This is a genomic window from Micromonospora sp. NPDC057141 (assembly GCF_042670805.1).
In the GTDB taxonomy this organism is placed as follows: domain Bacteria; phylum Actinomycetota; class Actinomycetes; order Mycobacteriales; family Micromonosporaceae; genus Micromonospora.
Genome location: NZ_JBHUVA010000006.1, coordinates 13,502 through 27,316, shown reverse-complemented (window position 1 = coordinate 27,316; position 13,815 = coordinate 13,502). Strand labels below are relative to the sequence as shown.

16 protein-coding genes are annotated in these 13,815 nt (G+C 75.4%); 11 read left to right on the top strand and 5 right to left on the bottom strand.

The window, feature by feature from the left end; translation table 11 throughout:
* Both ACFT41_RS06375 and ACFT41_RS06370 read right to left on the bottom strand, forming a co-directional pair.
* Entirely contained in the window at window positions 1–363 is a 363-nt protein-coding gene (locus ACFT41_RS06375; protein ID WP_377583939.1) for a hypothetical protein, read from the bottom strand.
* A 10-nt stretch (window positions 364–373) separates the two neighbouring features.
* Window positions 374–688 (bottom strand): hypothetical protein, encoded by a 315-nt coding sequence (locus tag ACFT41_RS06370; protein WP_077938023.1) that lies wholly within the window; start codon window positions 686–688, stop codon window positions 374–376.
* Between the two features lie 354 nt (window positions 689–1,042).
* Between ACFT41_RS06370 and folP the strand changes: the two genes are divergently transcribed.
* From folP to ACFT41_RS06335, 7 genes are all read left to right on the top strand, one after another.
* The gene (folP, locus tag ACFT41_RS06365) at window positions 1,043–1,963 is read left to right on the top strand and encodes a dihydropteroate synthase (RefSeq protein WP_377583937.1); all 921 of its coding nucleotides are present in this window, start codon (window positions 1,043–1,045) and stop codon (window positions 1,961–1,963) included.
* Window positions 1,960–2,358 carry a dihydroneopterin aldolase gene (gene folB / locus ACFT41_RS06360; protein ID WP_377583935.1) on the top strand — a complete coding sequence of 133 codons (399 nt, stop codon included), beginning with the start codon at window positions 1,960–1,962 and terminating at the stop codon, window positions 2,356–2,358. Before folP ends, folB begins: the two co-directional genes overlap by 4 nt.
* The gene (folK, locus tag ACFT41_RS06355; protein WP_377583933.1) at window positions 2,355–2,882 is read left to right on the top strand and encodes a 2-amino-4-hydroxy-6-hydroxymethyldihydropteridine diphosphokinase; all 528 of its coding nucleotides are present in this window, start codon (window positions 2,355–2,357) and stop codon (window positions 2,880–2,882) included. Before folB ends, folK begins: the two co-directional genes overlap by 4 nt.
* Window positions 2,883–2,901: 19 nt before the next feature.
* Window positions 2,902–3,438 (top strand): DUF3180 domain-containing protein, encoded by a 537-nt coding sequence (locus tag ACFT41_RS06350; RefSeq protein WP_377583931.1) that lies wholly within the window; start codon window positions 2,902–2,904, stop codon window positions 3,436–3,438.
* A gap of 120 nt (window positions 3,439–3,558) precedes the next feature.
* Window positions 3,559–4,776, top strand: a complete 1,218-nt coding sequence (locus ACFT41_RS06345; RefSeq protein WP_377583929.1) for an ABC transporter permease — start codon at window positions 3,559–3,561, stop codon at window positions 4,774–4,776.
* A 60-nt stretch (window positions 4,777–4,836) separates the two neighbouring features.
* Window positions 4,837–5,145, top strand: coding sequence for a hypothetical protein (locus ACFT41_RS06340; RefSeq protein ID WP_074472273.1), 309 nt, complete (start codon window positions 4,837–4,839; stop codon window positions 5,143–5,145).
* Window positions 5,146–5,209: 64 nt separating this feature from the next.
* Complete coding sequence (locus ACFT41_RS06335; RefSeq protein ID WP_377583927.1) at window positions 5,210–5,728, top strand: hypothetical protein; 519 nt, start codon at window positions 5,210–5,212, stop codon at window positions 5,726–5,728.
* A gap of 148 nt (window positions 5,729–5,876) precedes the next feature.
* On the opposite strand, the gene ACFT41_RS06330 is transcribed toward ACFT41_RS06335, so the two are convergent.
* Entirely contained in the window at window positions 5,877–6,908 is a 1,032-nt protein-coding gene (locus ACFT41_RS06330) for an ABC transporter ATP-binding protein (protein ID WP_377583925.1), read from the bottom strand.
* A 2-nt stretch (window positions 6,909–6,910) separates the two neighbouring features.
* On the opposite strand from ACFT41_RS06330, the gene ACFT41_RS06325 reads away from it, so the two are divergent.
* The 4 genes from ACFT41_RS06325 to ACFT41_RS06310 all read left to right on the top strand — a co-directional run bounded on the left by ACFT41_RS06325 (window position 6,911) and on the right by ACFT41_RS06310 (window position 11,406).
* Window positions 6,911–7,597: an ABC transporter permease gene (locus tag ACFT41_RS06325; RefSeq protein WP_377583922.1), complete on the top strand. Its 687-nt coding sequence runs from the start codon at window positions 6,911–6,913 to the stop codon at window positions 7,595–7,597.
* A 52-nt stretch (window positions 7,598–7,649) separates the two neighbouring features.
* A complete protein-coding gene (locus tag ACFT41_RS06320) occupies window positions 7,650–8,375 on the top strand; it encodes an ABC transporter permease (RefSeq protein WP_377583919.1) in 726 nt (241 codons plus the stop codon).
* 177 nt (window positions 8,376–8,552) lie between these two features.
* Window positions 8,553–9,557 carry a glycine betaine ABC transporter substrate-binding protein gene (locus tag ACFT41_RS06315; RefSeq protein WP_377583916.1) on the top strand — a complete coding sequence of 335 codons (1,005 nt, stop codon included), beginning with the start codon at window positions 8,553–8,555 and terminating at the stop codon, window positions 9,555–9,557.
* A gap of 91 nt (window positions 9,558–9,648) precedes the next feature.
* The gene (locus ACFT41_RS06310; RefSeq protein WP_377583914.1) at window positions 9,649–11,406 is read left to right on the top strand and encodes a hypothetical protein; all 1,758 of its coding nucleotides are present in this window, start codon (window positions 9,649–9,651) and stop codon (window positions 11,404–11,406) included.
* A 46-nt stretch (window positions 11,407–11,452) separates the two neighbouring features.
* Here ACFT41_RS06310 and ACFT41_RS06305 read toward each other — a convergent pair whose 3' ends face one another.
* Window positions 11,453–12,622, bottom strand: coding sequence for an NADH-quinone oxidoreductase subunit D (locus ACFT41_RS06305; protein ID WP_377583911.1), 1,170 nt, complete (start codon window positions 12,620–12,622; stop codon window positions 11,453–11,455).
* Complete coding sequence (locus ACFT41_RS06300; protein ID WP_377613759.1) at window positions 12,619–13,770, bottom strand: SAM-dependent methyltransferase; 1,152 nt, start codon at window positions 13,768–13,770, stop codon at window positions 12,619–12,621. Before ACFT41_RS06300 ends, ACFT41_RS06305 begins: the two co-directional genes overlap by 4 nt.
* Between the last annotated feature and the right edge of the window lie 45 nt (window positions 13,771–13,815).

Sequence of the window (13,815 nt, the reverse complement as noted above, 5' to 3'; positions counted from 1 at the left end):
TCATGCCACTTCCTCCCGGATCCTGATCCGGCTCGCCACCAGGCGCGGGTCGCGCTGCTCGGCGGCCGACTCCCGGGTGCGTCGCCAGTCGGTCAGCGCGGTGCGGATCACCATGCGCGCGGGCCGGTCGGGGTCGACGTGCCGGAAGATGAACGAGGTGCTCACGATGGCGAGCGCGATCTCCCAGGCGGGGAAGAGCTCGACCTGCAGCGTGAACAGCCAGTGGATGAACATGTAGAGGGGTACGAGCAGCATGAACACGCCGTACTGGGCGTACGGCAGGTGGACGGGCAGGGTGTAGCCGGGCGGCCCGAGGTAGACCAGGCGGGCCCGGTAGATGTCGTCGTCGGTGCGCAGCCGCATCTGCCCGCGCCTATTCGAAGATCAGGTCGATCAGGTAGTCACCGACGAAGAAGAGTGTGGCCGCTCCGGCGATGAAGGCCAGCCCGACGATCGCGATGGCGGAGCTGGTCAGGACCTTGGAGATCTCGCCGCGGCTGGCCCGGCCGATGAAGATGACGCCGAGCACGGCCAGCAGGATCGGCGCGATCTTGCTGGCGAAGAACGTGACGACGCCGTTGGTGTCGATGCCCTTGGGTGCCGGCTCGGCGAGTGGAGTCGACGCCAGGGTGTGGAGCGCGTGGGTGACGCCGGACGACGTCGCCTCCATGAGCTCGATGGCGATCACTGGAACCTCCCCATGTCGCGGCCGGCGGAGCCGCGGCGGTGCAGTAGGCAAGCTTGGCGGGATGGTGCTCACTCTGCGCAGTGTCGGCGACCCTGCGTTCGTCACCCACCACGCGGAGTAGTGAGCTTTGGGGGGATTTTTCCCGCTTTGACCCTCCCTCCAGGCTTCGCCGTCTCGCTGCTGGGCAATTCCAAAGGGTACGGGCCGCCCCCCTTTGCGACAAGCCGCGAAGAGTCGCCCCGGAACGGCTCGGACGACCGATCGTACACCCGTTCTAATTGCCATGTCAGGGATGCCGTCGGCGGGGGACACCGGGCTGCGGGAGGCCGTCGCGGCGACCGGTACCGTGCAGTCGTGACCGATCTGGTACGGACGCGGACCCCGGTGGTGATGGGCGTCCTCAACGTCACGCCCGACTCCTTCTCCGACGGCGGCCGATACGCCGATCTCGACGCCGCCGTCGCACACGGGGTGCGACTGAAGGGCGAGGGTGCGCACCTGGTGGACGTCGGCGGCGAGTCCACCCGTCCGGGGGCGGACCGGGTGGACGCCACCACCGAGGCCGCCCGGGTCCTGCCGGTGGTCCGGGAACTCGCCGCCGCCGGCGTCGCGGTCAGCATCGACACCAGCCGGGCCCGGGTGGCCGAGACCGCCCTCGCGGCCGGGGCGGCGGTGGTCAACGACGTCTCCGGCGGCCTGGCCGACCCGGACATGGCCCGGGTGGTCCGCGACGCCGGCTGCCCCTGGGTGCTCATGCACTGGCGCGGGCACTCGCGGGGCATGGGCGCGCTTGCCCACTATGCCGACGTGGTGACCGACGTGCGGGCCGAGCTGGCCGGGCGGGTCGACGCGGCACTGGCCGCCGGAGTGGCCGCCGACCGCATCGTCATCGACCCCGGCCTCGGCTTCGCCAAGACCGCCGAGCACAACTGGCAGCTCACCGCCCGCCTGCCCGAGCTGCTGGAACTCGGCCTCCCGCTGCTCTTCGGGGCCAGCCGCAAGTCGTACCTGGGCCGGCTGCTCGCCGCCGCCGACGGCACCCCCCGGCCGACCGCCGGCCGGGAGACCGCCACCGCCGCGACCAGCCTGCTCGCAGTCGCGGCCGGGGCCTGGGGGGTACGCGTGCACGACGTGCTCGGCACCGTCGACGCTCTGGCCGTCTGGCGGGCCGGCGGTAGCCCGCGCCTCGGGCCAGCCCGGGAGCGTGAGCGGGGGGCCGGAAGGAGCGAGACGGAGGCGGAAAGAGTCGGAAGTCCGACGGAGGGCGACCGGTGACCGACCGGATCACGCTGACCGGCCTGCGGGCGCACGGCCGGCACGGCGTCTACGACTTCGAGCGGGAGCGGGGGCAGGAGTTCGTCGTCGACGCCGTCCTCGAACTCGACCTCGCGCCCGCGGCCCGCTCCGACGAGGTGACCGACACGGTGCACTACGGGGAGCTGGCCGACCGGCTGGTCGCGGTGCTGACCGGGGAGCCGGTGAACCTGATCGAGACGCTCGCCGACCGGCTGCTCACGATCTGCCTGGCCGACTCCCGGGTGACGCGCGCGACGGTCACCGTGCACAAGCCGGAGGCACCCGTGCCGCACGCCTTCACCGACGTCGCCGTCACCATGGCGAGGACGCGGAACCACCCGCCGCCGGCCGCCCCCGCCGGAGGCTCCGCGTGACCCGCGCCCTGCTCTCCCTCGGCAGCAACCTCGGCGACCGGCTGGCCCACCTGCGCTCGGCGGTGGACTCCCTCGGCGGGGCGGTGCTGCTGGTCTCCGGCGTCTACGAGACCCCGCCGTGGGGTGACGCGGACCAGCCCGCGTACCTCAACGCGGTGGTGCTGGCCGAGGACCCGGCGGCGGCCCCGCGGGACTGGCTGGCGCGGGCCCGGGCCGCCGAGCGACGGGCCGGCCGCGAGCGCGACCCGGCCCGCCGGTTCGGCCCGCGCACCCTCGACGTCGACGTCGTCGCCGCCTGGGACGATGCCGGCGAACCGGTGCTCAGCGACGACCCGGAGCTGACCCTCCCGCACCCCCGGGCCCACCTGCGGGCGTTCGTGCTCCGGCCGTGGATCGACATCCAGCCGTACGGGCGGCTGCCCGGGCACGGTTGGCTGACCGATCTGCTCAACGCCGAGCCGGTGGCCGGTGACGCCCTGGAACTGACTCCCCGACCGGATCTGGCGTTAGAGTCGTCGGCATGAGCCAGTGGAGCCGGCCGGCATGACCCAGGCGCAGTCCCCACCGCCGAGCGGGGCGGGCCCCGACCGCTCCAGGATGGGCCCCACCCGGATCTCCACGCTGGTCGTCGCCGGCCTGGCTGCCGCGGCGGTGGCCTGGCTTCTGATCAGCACCCTCTACGGTGGCTTTCCCCGGCTGCCCTGGCTGCCGGTGGTGACGCTGGCCGCGCTGGCGGTGCTGGAGGCGTACGCGGCGGTCAACACCCGCAGCCGGATCGAGCGCAGGCCGGGACGCGACCCGGTCAACCCGCTGCTGGTGGCCCGGTTCGTGGTGCTGGCCAAGGCGTCCGCCCTGGCCGGGGCGATCTTCGCCGGCTGGTGCGCCGGGCTGAGCGGGTGGCTCTTCGTCGAGCCCACCCGGGCCGCCGCCGAGGACCGCCCGGCCGCCGGTGCCGGCCTGCTCGCGGCACTCGCCCTGGTGGCCGCCGCGCTCTGGCTGGAGCGGTCCTGCCGGGTGCCGCAGCGGCCCGAGGACGAGCGCGACGCGGACCGGCGGGAGGGCGGCCCGGGCCAGCGCTGACCACGGGGGTTACGCCCGGACCCGCGCGCAGGTACCGTGCCTGGCGACCGGAGAGCAACGGCCGCCCCGGTCCGTCCGGGTCGGACCCTGCGGCCGTGACCTGGGGAGGACACGCGCGTCATGGGGCACGAGGATCCGGGCCGGCACACCCCCGTGGAGCCCTCGTCGGGCGTGCCCGCGTCGGTGCTGGAGAACGTCTTCGACGACCCGGCCCACGGTGAGCCGGGTCGGGACCGGGTCGCCGTCCACGTCGCCTGGGAGCTGGTGCTGGCCGCCGCCCTCGCCGTGCTGACCTGGCTGCTGTGGCGGGCGGAGCCGACCGCGTTGCGCGACGACGGGCTGCGGTCCCTGCTGGTCGACGTGGTGGCGCTGGGGCTGCTCGTGCTGGCCGCCGGGCTGAGCCTGCGGACCGCGGCCGTGAACCTGGCGGTCGGCCCGGTGGCGGTCGCCGCCGCGCTGCACGTCGCCGAGCAGGGCGACCGGGGGGTCGAGGTCGCGCTGGGGCACGCCGTGGCGGTGGCCGCCGTCGGCGGGCTGGCCGTCGGGCTCGCCGTGGTGGTGCTGCACGTGCCCGGCTGGGCGGCGAGCCTGGCGGGCGCGGCCGGCGTGGTGGTCTACATCGAGCGACGCTCCGCGCCGGTGCTGGTGCAGGGCGGGTACGACCCCCGGGACACCGCGTTCTACCTCTTCGCCGGCTTCGCGGCGGTAGCGGTCCTCGGCGGACTGTTCGGGGCCGTCCGCCCGGTGCGCCGGCTGATCGGCCGGTTCCGCCCGGTGGCCGACCCGGCCCGCCGCCGGGGCGGGGCCGCTGCCACGGTCGTCGTGTTCGCCTTCGTCTTCTCCACCGTGCTCGCCACCCTGGCCGGCATCCTGCTCGCCAGCAACGGCGACGGGCCCGTCGTCCCCACCGAGGGGCTGGGCTGGACGACGCTCGCCGTCGGCACCACGCTGCTCGGCGGCACCAGCGCGTACGGCCGGCGCGGCGCGATCCTCGGCACGCTGCTCGCCGTCAGCCTGGTCACCGTGCTGCGTGCCTGGCTGGACGCCGAGGACTGGACGGTGAGCCGGTGGGCGGTCGGCGGGTCGGCCCTCGGCGTCGGCCTGGTGATCACCCGGCTGGTCGAGACGTACGGGCGGCCCCGGCCGGCGGGTGCGGACCCGGAGCCGGCCTTGCGGGGCGACGGCACGATCAGCTCCGGTTGGTCGGTGCCCCGGCCGGCGCCGGTGGGCGACTGGCCCCCGGCCCTGCCCACCCGCACCGACGACACCCCCACCGACCCCTGGGACGCGTCGCGCTGGGACGCCCGCCCGCCGCGTTGGGACGCCGGCGACCGCTGACCTGGACGAGTCGGGGGCGGCGGCGCGCCGCCGGTGATCTCGCCGGTTAGGCTCGGCGGCATGACCGAGACACCTTCCACCGGCACCGGCGGGCACACGTTCGACGAGTTGGACGCGCTCTCCACGGAGGAGCTGCGGGAGCGGGCGTTCGCCACGGCCCGGGAGCGGCGCGACGTCGGGTTCTTCTGGTCGGTGCTGCGCCACCTGCCGAACGCCGACGAGGCCGCCGCGCTGGACGGCGCGCCGAACTCCGTCGGCCCGACCATCGACGAGGCGGCGGCGCTGTGGCGGGAGCTCACCGGGCACGGGTACGAGGAGTCCGCGCCGTTGCTGCGGGCCAAGTTCATTGACTACCTGATGAAGCACTGACCGGAACGCGGTCATCGTGATCCGCAGGTTTGCCCGCCGGGGCGCGTCGGGAACCGGTCGCGTCATGGCTGCCATCAACCGCTCGGGCGTGATCAACCGCTCGGGCCCCGTCAGCCGGTACGGGACCGCGGCCGGCACCGGCACCCTGGCGGTGCTGCTGCTCGTCGCGGTCTGCGGCAGCCCGCTGTACGTCGGCTGGGCGGAGGACCACACCGACCCCGAGTCGGCCGGCGGCTGGTTTCTGCGGCTGCTGGCGTGGCCGGCGTGGCGGTTCGGCTCCGGCGAGGCGGGGCAGGGGGTGCTCGCCACCGACCTGCGGGCCATCCTGCTGGTGGTCCTGGCTGCGGCCCTGCTCTACGTGCTGCCCGCGTCCCAGGTGGCCCGGGTGCAGGGATCGGTGAGCCAGTTCTTTTCCGGCTGGGGCGCATACGCCCTGGCCGCCGGCCTGGCCGCGTTGCTGAGCACGCTGCTCGGGCCCGCCCCTTCGCTGCTCGCCGCGTTGCAGGCCGCCGGCACCGGAGCCGGGTACGGCTTCCTTTCCGGCTGGATCATCGGCACGGCGAGCCTCGGCGGCCGGGCCTGACCGGCGCTGCCGCCGCCCTGCCGCCTCGCCGCTCGGTCGAAGCCCCGCCGCTGCCCCGCCCGGCTCAGGCCGCGTCCCGGCCGGCTCAGGCCGCGCCCCTCCCGGCTCAGGCCGCGTCCCGGCCGGCTCAGGCCGCGCCCCTCCCGGCTCAGGCCGCGTCCCGGCCGGTGCCGAGCGCGCGTTCCCGGGTGAGCACCCCGGCCGGCCGGCCGTCGGCGGTCACCACCACCCGGTCCGCGCCGGAGGTCAGCATCACGGCGAGCGCGTCGTACGCCGAGGAACCCAGCGCGACCTGCGGCAGCCCGGCCGGGTCGGCGGGGGCCGGCTCCAGCGTCTCCCGGGTGACCGGGGTGACCGCCAGCGCCCGGATGCCCCGGTCCGCGCCGACGAAGTCCCGGACGAACTCCGAGGCGGGCGCGGCGAGCAGGGCCGCCGGGGTGTCGTACTGCTCCAGCCGGCCGCCCTGGGAGAGCACGGCGATCCGGCCGCCGAGCCGGACCGCCTCGTCCAGGTCGTGGGTGACCAGCACGATGGTCTTGCGCACCTCGGCCTGGAGGCGGAGGAACTCCTCCTGCAACCGGGTCCGCACGATCGGGTCGACCGCCGAGAACGGCTCGTCCATCAGCAGCACCACCGGGTCGGCGGCGAGCGCGCGGGCCACCCCGACCCGCTGCCGCTGCCCGCCGGAGAGCTCGTGCGGATACCGCCGGCCGAACCGGCCCGGGTCGAGCCCCACCAGCTCCAGCAGCTCCTCGCTGCGGCGGCGGATCCTGTCCCGGGGCCAGCCGAGCAGCCGGGGGACGGTGCCGACGTTGGCCACGACCGTCTGGTGGGGGAACAGGCCCACGTTCTGGATGACGTACCCGATCCGGCGGCGCAGCGCGACCGGGTCGACGCGGGTCACGTCCTCGTCGCCGAGCAGGATCCGGCCGGCGGTCGGCTCGATCAGCCGGTTGACCATGCGCAGCACGGTCGACTTGCCGCAGCCGGACGGCCCGATCAGCACCACCAGCTCGCCGGCCGGCACCCGCAGGCTCAGCTCGCGGACCGCCTCGGTGCCGTCCGGGTACCGCTTGCCGATGCCCTCCAGCGCGATGGCCGCCGCGTGCGCCCCGGCCGGCCCGGGCGTCGCGGCCGGTTCGGGTACGGCGGTGGTCCGGGTCTCCGGGGTAACGTCCACGCATGTCCTTCCGCCTGAGCTACCGGGCCGACCCGGGTAACCCGTGGTTCTCCTGGCAGTACGTGCGGGACAACTCTGACACGATCCTCGCCGCGCTGCGCGACCACGCCTCCCTGACCGCCCGGGCCGTGCTGATCGCCGCCCTGGTGGCCCTGCCGCTCGCCGTGGCGGCACACTGGTTCCGCCCACTCGCCGGCCCGATCCTCGCGTTCACCGGGGTGCTCTACACGATCCCGTCGCTGGCCCTGTTCGCGTTTCTCGCGCCCTACCTGGGGATCGGGGCGGTGACGGTGCTCAGCGTGGTCGTGCTGTACGCGCTGCTGGTCATCGTCCGCAACGCCGTCGCCGGGCTGGGCCAGGTGCCCCCCGAGGTCCGCGAGGCGGCGGAGGGGATGGGGTACGGCCGGTGGGGCCGGCTGCTGCGGATCGAGCTGCCGCTGGCGCTGCCCGGCATCCTCACCGGCCTGCGGCTGGCCACCGTGTCGACCGTGGCGCTGGTGACCGTCGGGGTGGTGGTCGGCCGGGGCGGGCTGGGCCAGCTCATCTTCGCCGGCTTCCAGAACAACTTCTACCAGGCCGAGATCATGACCGGCACGCTGCTCTGCGTCCTGCTCGCCCTGGTGCTCGACCTGATCCTGGCCGGGCTCGGCCGGGCGGTCACCCCCTGGCTGCGCGGGCGAGCCCGATGAACGCCGAAGGGCCGGGCGGGCACCTGCCGGGCGCTCGCGGAAGAGCGGCCCGGTGAGCAACCCGGTCGGTCAGGCGGTGCTCTGGCTCAACGACCCGCTGAACTGGACCAACCCGGGCGGCATCCTGGACCGGCTCGGCGAGCACCTCGGCATGTCGGCGGCGGCCGTGCTGCTCGGCTGCCTGCTGGCCTGGCCGGTCGGGCTGTGGCTCGGGCACACCGGCCGGGGCGGCGGGCTGGTCGTGCTGGTGTCCAACGTCACCCTGGCGATCCCCACCCTGGCCCTGTTGACCATCCTGCCGCTGACCTTCCTCGGGTTCGGCCGGCCCGCCGTGGTCGTCGCGCTGGCCGTCTTCGCGGTGCCGCCGCTGCTGGCCAACGCGTACACGGGGGTGCGGCAGACCGACCCGGAGGCCCGGGACGCGGCGCGCGGGATGGGGCTGTCGGGCGGGCAGGTGCTGCGCCGGGTGGAGCTGCCGCTGGCGGTGCCGTACCTGGCCGCCGGTTTCCGCACCGCGGCGGTGCAGGTGGTGGCGACGGCCGCGCTGGCCTCGTTCGTCAACGGCGGCGGGCTGGGCCAGATCATCCGGGCCGGCTTCGGCCTGGACATCGCCGCCGGCGGCGGGCAGATCATCGCGGGTGGGCTGCTGGTGGCCGGGCTGGCGATGCTGGTCGAGCTGGTCCTGGCCCTGGTCGAGCGGCTGGTCACCCCGCGCCCGCTGCGTCCGGCCCGGCGGCGGGCCAACCGTCGGGCCGCCGACGCCGTCGCCGGGAGCTGACCGGCCGGCTCCCCCCTCGTACGCCGGATGGTGACGATCCGGTGACGAACCTCGCCTCGGGTTGTCGGTCCCGGTGGGCAGGATGTTGGGTGGAAGATCGCGGGCGACGACAGGATATCGCCCGTCGGACACGCGGCCGGCCCCGGTGGCCGCGCCGGGACACGGAAGGCGGGCTTGATGCGCGCACGTACACGGCTGGCCATCGGCGCGGTCGGCGCCCTCGCGGCGGCCGGTTTCCTCACCGGCTGCGGGGACGCCGGCTCCTCCGGCACCGAGGCGCCCCAGCAGGGCGCGTCGGGGGCCGGTTGCGCCCCGGTCGCCGGTGACCAGCTGGTCGTCCTCGCCGACGACAAGTTGCTCCAGAACACCGACAACGTCATCCCGGCCGTCAACGCCAAGGCGGCCACCCCGGAGCTGCTCGCGGCGCTGGACAAGGTCTCTGCCGCGCTGGACACGCCGAAGCTGATCGCGCTCAACAAGGCCGTCGACGTCGACCGCAAGACCAGCAAGGTCGCCGCCGAGGAGTTCGCCACCGCCAACAACGTCACCCAGGGCGTCGCCAAGGGGCCGGGCGGCACGATCGTCGTCGGCGCCGGCAACTTCACCGAGAGCCAGACCCTCGCCGAGCTGTACCGCATCGCGCTCACCGCCGCCGGCTACCAGGTCAAGGTGCAGCAGATCGGCAGCCGGGAGCTGTACGAGCCGGCCCTGGAGAAGGGCAAGATCCAGGTCGTCCCGGAGTACGCGGCGACGATGGCCGAGTTCCTCAACACGAAGGCCAACGGCAAGGACGCCCAGCCGGTCTCCTCGCCGGAGCTGGAGAAGACCGTCGCCGTCCTCAAGACTGCCGGTGAGAAGGCCGGCATCGCCTTCGGCGCGCCGTCCGCCGCCCAGGACCAGAACGCGTTCGCCGTCACCAAGGCGTTCGCCGACAAGTACGGGGTGAGCACGCTGTCCGACCTGGCGGCCAAGTGCTCCGGCAGCGCGACCGTGCTGGCCGGCCCGCCGGAGTGCCCGCAGCGCCCGAAGTGCCAGGCGGGCCTGGTCGAGGTCTACGACTTCAAGGCCGGCTCGTTCAGCTCCCTGGACGCGGGCGGCCCGCAGACCAAGAACGCCCTGAAGACGGGAAGCGCCAGCGTAGGCCTCGTCTTCTCCTCCGACGGGGTGCTCGCGGCCAGCTGATCCGCCCACCGGTCGCCGGCACCCAGCCGCCGGCGACCGGTGCTGGTCAGGGCGTTCCCAGCAGGCGGAACTCTCGGTAGGCTGCACATCCATGCCCGCCCCGGTTGCCGCCACCGACAGTCGTGATTCCCGACTACTGTCCGTGCTGTTCTGGATCGGCGTGGCGCTCGCCCCCGTCGCGGCGCTGATCCTGCTGATCGCCGACGGTAACGGCCCGCTCCGGTTCGCCGCCGTGCTGGCGCTCCTCGCCGTGGTGCTGATCGGCCTGTCGATCGCGCTGCGCGCCGACGGCGACGGCGGGTACGGCGAGGCCGAGGAGTTGCGGGACGAGATCGACCGGTTGCGGCGGGAGCTGCGCGGCGAGATCGTGGCCGCCGCCCAGCGCGGCAACCAGGCGCTCGACGCATCCCAGCGGGCCCAGGAGCAGGTCGGCGCGTTGCGTCGCCGGATCGACGCCGCGGCGGCCGGGATCGCCGCCGACCCCGATCCGCCGGCGGCGCAGCCGGCGGGCGCGGGCCGGGCCCGGGTCGCGGTCGCCGAGACGTACGACGCCGGCCGGCCCGCCGACGCCGAGGAGGCCCCGGCAGGCCGGTTCCTTCCGCCCGCCCGCCCGGACGACGCGCCTTCTGGCCACCGCCCCCAGCCGGCTCCACGCCACGGCGCGGACGGCCCGCCCCGGCAGGGCGTCCACGGCGCGGACGGCCCGGCCCGGCCCGGCGTCCACGGCGCGGACGGCCCGCCCCGGCAGGGCGTCCACGGCGGCGACCGCCCCGCCCAGCCGGGCGTCTACGGCGCGTCGGTCCGCCCGGCCGAGCCCGGCACCCGGGCACCTCAGCCGGCCGCCCCCGACCCGGCCCCGCGTCCGGTCGGCATGGTCCGGCACACCGAGACCGTGCACGTCACCACCCGGCACACCGTCGTCGACGGGCCGGACCCGGCGGCGGGCGGCTACGGCGGCTACGGCGACCGTTGGTCCCCGGCTCCCCAGGAGCGGCCGTGGGCGGGCGGCCAGCGGCCGGCGACCGGTGAGCCGGAAGACCGGCGGTGGGCCGGGCGCGCAGACCCGTCCGCCCGCGTGCGGGGCACCGAAGCCCATCGGCACCCTGAACCGGCTGACCCGGAGCCGTTCGACGACCGCGCCTGGGCGCGGCAGCAGGCCTTCCCCGACGAGCCGGCCCAGGCCGCCCGGCACGAGCCGTGGGGCGCGGCGGTCCAGCCGGAGCCGTGGGGCGCGGCAGCCCAGTACGACGCGCGGGGCGCGGCGGGTCGGTACGAGGTGGACCGCGCCCCCGGGTACCCGCCCGGGCCTGCCGCCTCCGGCCAGTGGTCCGAGGCGGAGGCCGGCGACCGCTGGGCGGAGGTGCGCGACGACGACCGGGGCCGGGAGGTCCGGGTCGGTGAGCGCCGGGCCACGGCGCACGCGGACGCCACCGGCACCGGGTACCGGGTGGAGGACCGCTGGGCCGCGGTCCGGCAGGGCGATCCCCACCCCGAGGGGAGTCCGGGGGACCGATGGTGGGACGGGGACGCCGCCGGTGCCGGGTCTGTTGCCGACCGGCCGGGCCGCGGCACGGACTGGGACCACGGGACGTGGTCCGAGCCGGTTCCCCCGGCGCTGCCGGCGGGCGGCGTGCCGGTGCCGGCGCAGTGGCGGCCACCGGCGCAGCGCGACGCCTGGCCGGCCGAGCCGGCGCCGCGCGACGCCCCGTCGGCGGAGCAGTGGGGCGCGGCGGAGCCCGAGCCGGCCCGGATCAGCCGGCACCAGCGCGCCGACGAGCGGTACGGGTACCCGCCGCACGGCGACACACCCCGCGCCGGCGGTGACCGCCCGGCCGACCACTGGCGCTGACCCGGCGGCACGGACCGGGGACGATCACGAAGGCAATGGGCGGCCGCTACTTGTCGACGTCCCCGACCACGAAGAACATCGAGCCGAGGATCGCGATCAGGTCCGGCACCAGACAGCCCGGCAGCAGGGTGGCCAGCGCCTGCACGTTCGCGTACGACGCGGTGCGCAGCTTGAGCCGCCACGGCGTCTTCTCGCCCCGCGACACCAGGTAGTAGCCGTTGATGCCGAGCGGGTTCTCCGTCCACGCGTACGTGTGCCCCTCGGGCGCCTTCACCACCTTCGGCAGCCGGGTGTTCACCGGCCCGGTGAGCCGGTCCACCCGCTCCAGGCACCGCTCGGCGAGGTCGAGCGAGACGTACACCTGGTCGAGCAGCACCTCGAATCGGGCGTGGCAGTCCCCGGCGGTCTTGGTCACCACCGGCACGTCGAGCTGGTCGTAGGCCAGGTAGGGCTCGTCGCGGCGCAGGTCCAGGTCGAGCCCGGAGGCCCGGGCGACCGGCCCGGACGCGCCGAACGCGGCGGCGTCGGCGGCGGACAGCACGCCCACCCCGACGGTGCGGGCCAGGAATATCTCGTTGCGCCGGATCAGGTTGTCCAGGTCCGGCAGCCGACGGCGCACCTCGCCGATGGCGGCGCGGGCCCGGCCGGTCCAGCCCGCCGGCACCTCCTCCTTGAGCCCGCCGACGCGGTTGAACATGTAGTGGATCCGGCCGCCGGAGACCTCCTCCATGACCGCCTGGATCGTCTCCCGCTCCCGGAACGCGTAGAAGACCGGGGTGATCGCGCCGATCTCCAGCGGGTACGAGCCGAGGAACATCAGGTGGTTGAGCACCCGGTTCAGCTCGGCCAGGGCCATCCGCAGCCAGGTGGCCCGCTCGGGCACCTCCAGGCCCATCAGCCGTTCGACGGCGAGCACCACGCCCAGCTCGTTGGAGAACGCCGACAGCCAGTCGTGCCGGTTGGCGAGCACGATGATCTGCCGGTAGTCGCGCACCTCGAACAGCTTCTCCGCGCCCCGGTGCATGTATCCGACGATCGGCTCGGCGGCGACCACCCGCTCCCCGTCGAGGACCAGCTTGAGCCGCAGCACGCCGTGCGTGGAGGGGTGCTGCGGGCCGATGTTGAGCACCATGTCGGTGCCGAGCTGCTCCCCGCCGGCCCCGGTGCCGACGGTCAGCTCGCGCAGGTCACCGGTGTCCGTGGTCATGCCCGTCATCGTGCCATGAGCGCATCGAGCGTGACGCCGACCGGCTGGAGCAGCCACCAGTGCCCGCCGAGGCCCGCCGGGTCGGTCAGCTCGGCCACCGCCGACGCGGCGGCGAGCGCCCGCACGTACCCGGCCGGGTCGGTGCCGGCCAGGCTCAGCGGCGGTCGCCCGCCGTCGGCCCCGAGCGCGAGCAGCGCCTCCCGCTGCGACACCAACGTGTACGCGCACCGGGCGACCCGCTCGCCGGCGGCGGCGACGGAGTCCATGGCGACGTGCGCCGTCACGTCGCACGACCCGTCCGGCACCGGCGGCACCTGCCGTCCACCCCGGTATCCCGCAAGCGTCCCGCCCACCGGCCGCGCCCCCCGCAGATGCCCGTAGTCCACGGCAACAGCCACCCCCCGCCGCAGGCGCCCCACCACCCCGGCCCACGCCACATCCCGCCCCCGCCCCACCTCCACCCTCCCCACCGGCCCCCCGAGCCCGGTGATCAAGAGGTTTGCGTCAGGATCCGGGCCGTCGGCTGACGCAAAGCTCTTGATCACCGGGCTCGGGTGCCAGGTGGTCAGCCAGGTCGTGTCCTCCGGTGTCAGGGGGGAGCCTGGGGTCTCCTCGCCGGTCGTCGGGTCCACCAGGAGGTAGCGCCAGCCGTCCTCGGCGGGGACGGCGACGTCCAGGGGGACGTTGTCCAGCCATTCGGTGGCGATCAGCAGGCCGGTGACGGCCTCCGGGGTCTCGGCCGTCCAGGTGATGTCGGGTGGCAGGCCGGCCGGGCGGGGGGCCAGTTCCACGGCCGTGAGGCGCAGGCGGTGGGCCAGCGGCGGCGGCTCCGGGGCGGTGGCCGGGGAGGCGCTGGCAGAAGCGGTGCCCGCCAGGGAGGGGGCGGCCGGGGAGGGGACGGCTGCTTCCGCACGGGCCAGGGCTGCCACGGCGCGCAGCAGCTCGCCCCGGCCGGCGCCCACGTCCACCACGTCGAACGGCGCGGGGAACCCGAGGGCGGCGTCGAGGCGCGACACGAGCCGGAACACCGCCGACGCGAACGCCGGGGAGGCGTGCACACTGGTGCGGAAGTGGCCAGCCGGTCCCGTCCCGGAGACGAAGAAGCCGTCCGGCCCGTACAGGGCGCGGCTCATCGCGTCCCGCCAGCGCAGCGGCACGGAGTTCATCCCGCGTTCAGGGTCCGTCACCGTGCCGACCCTACG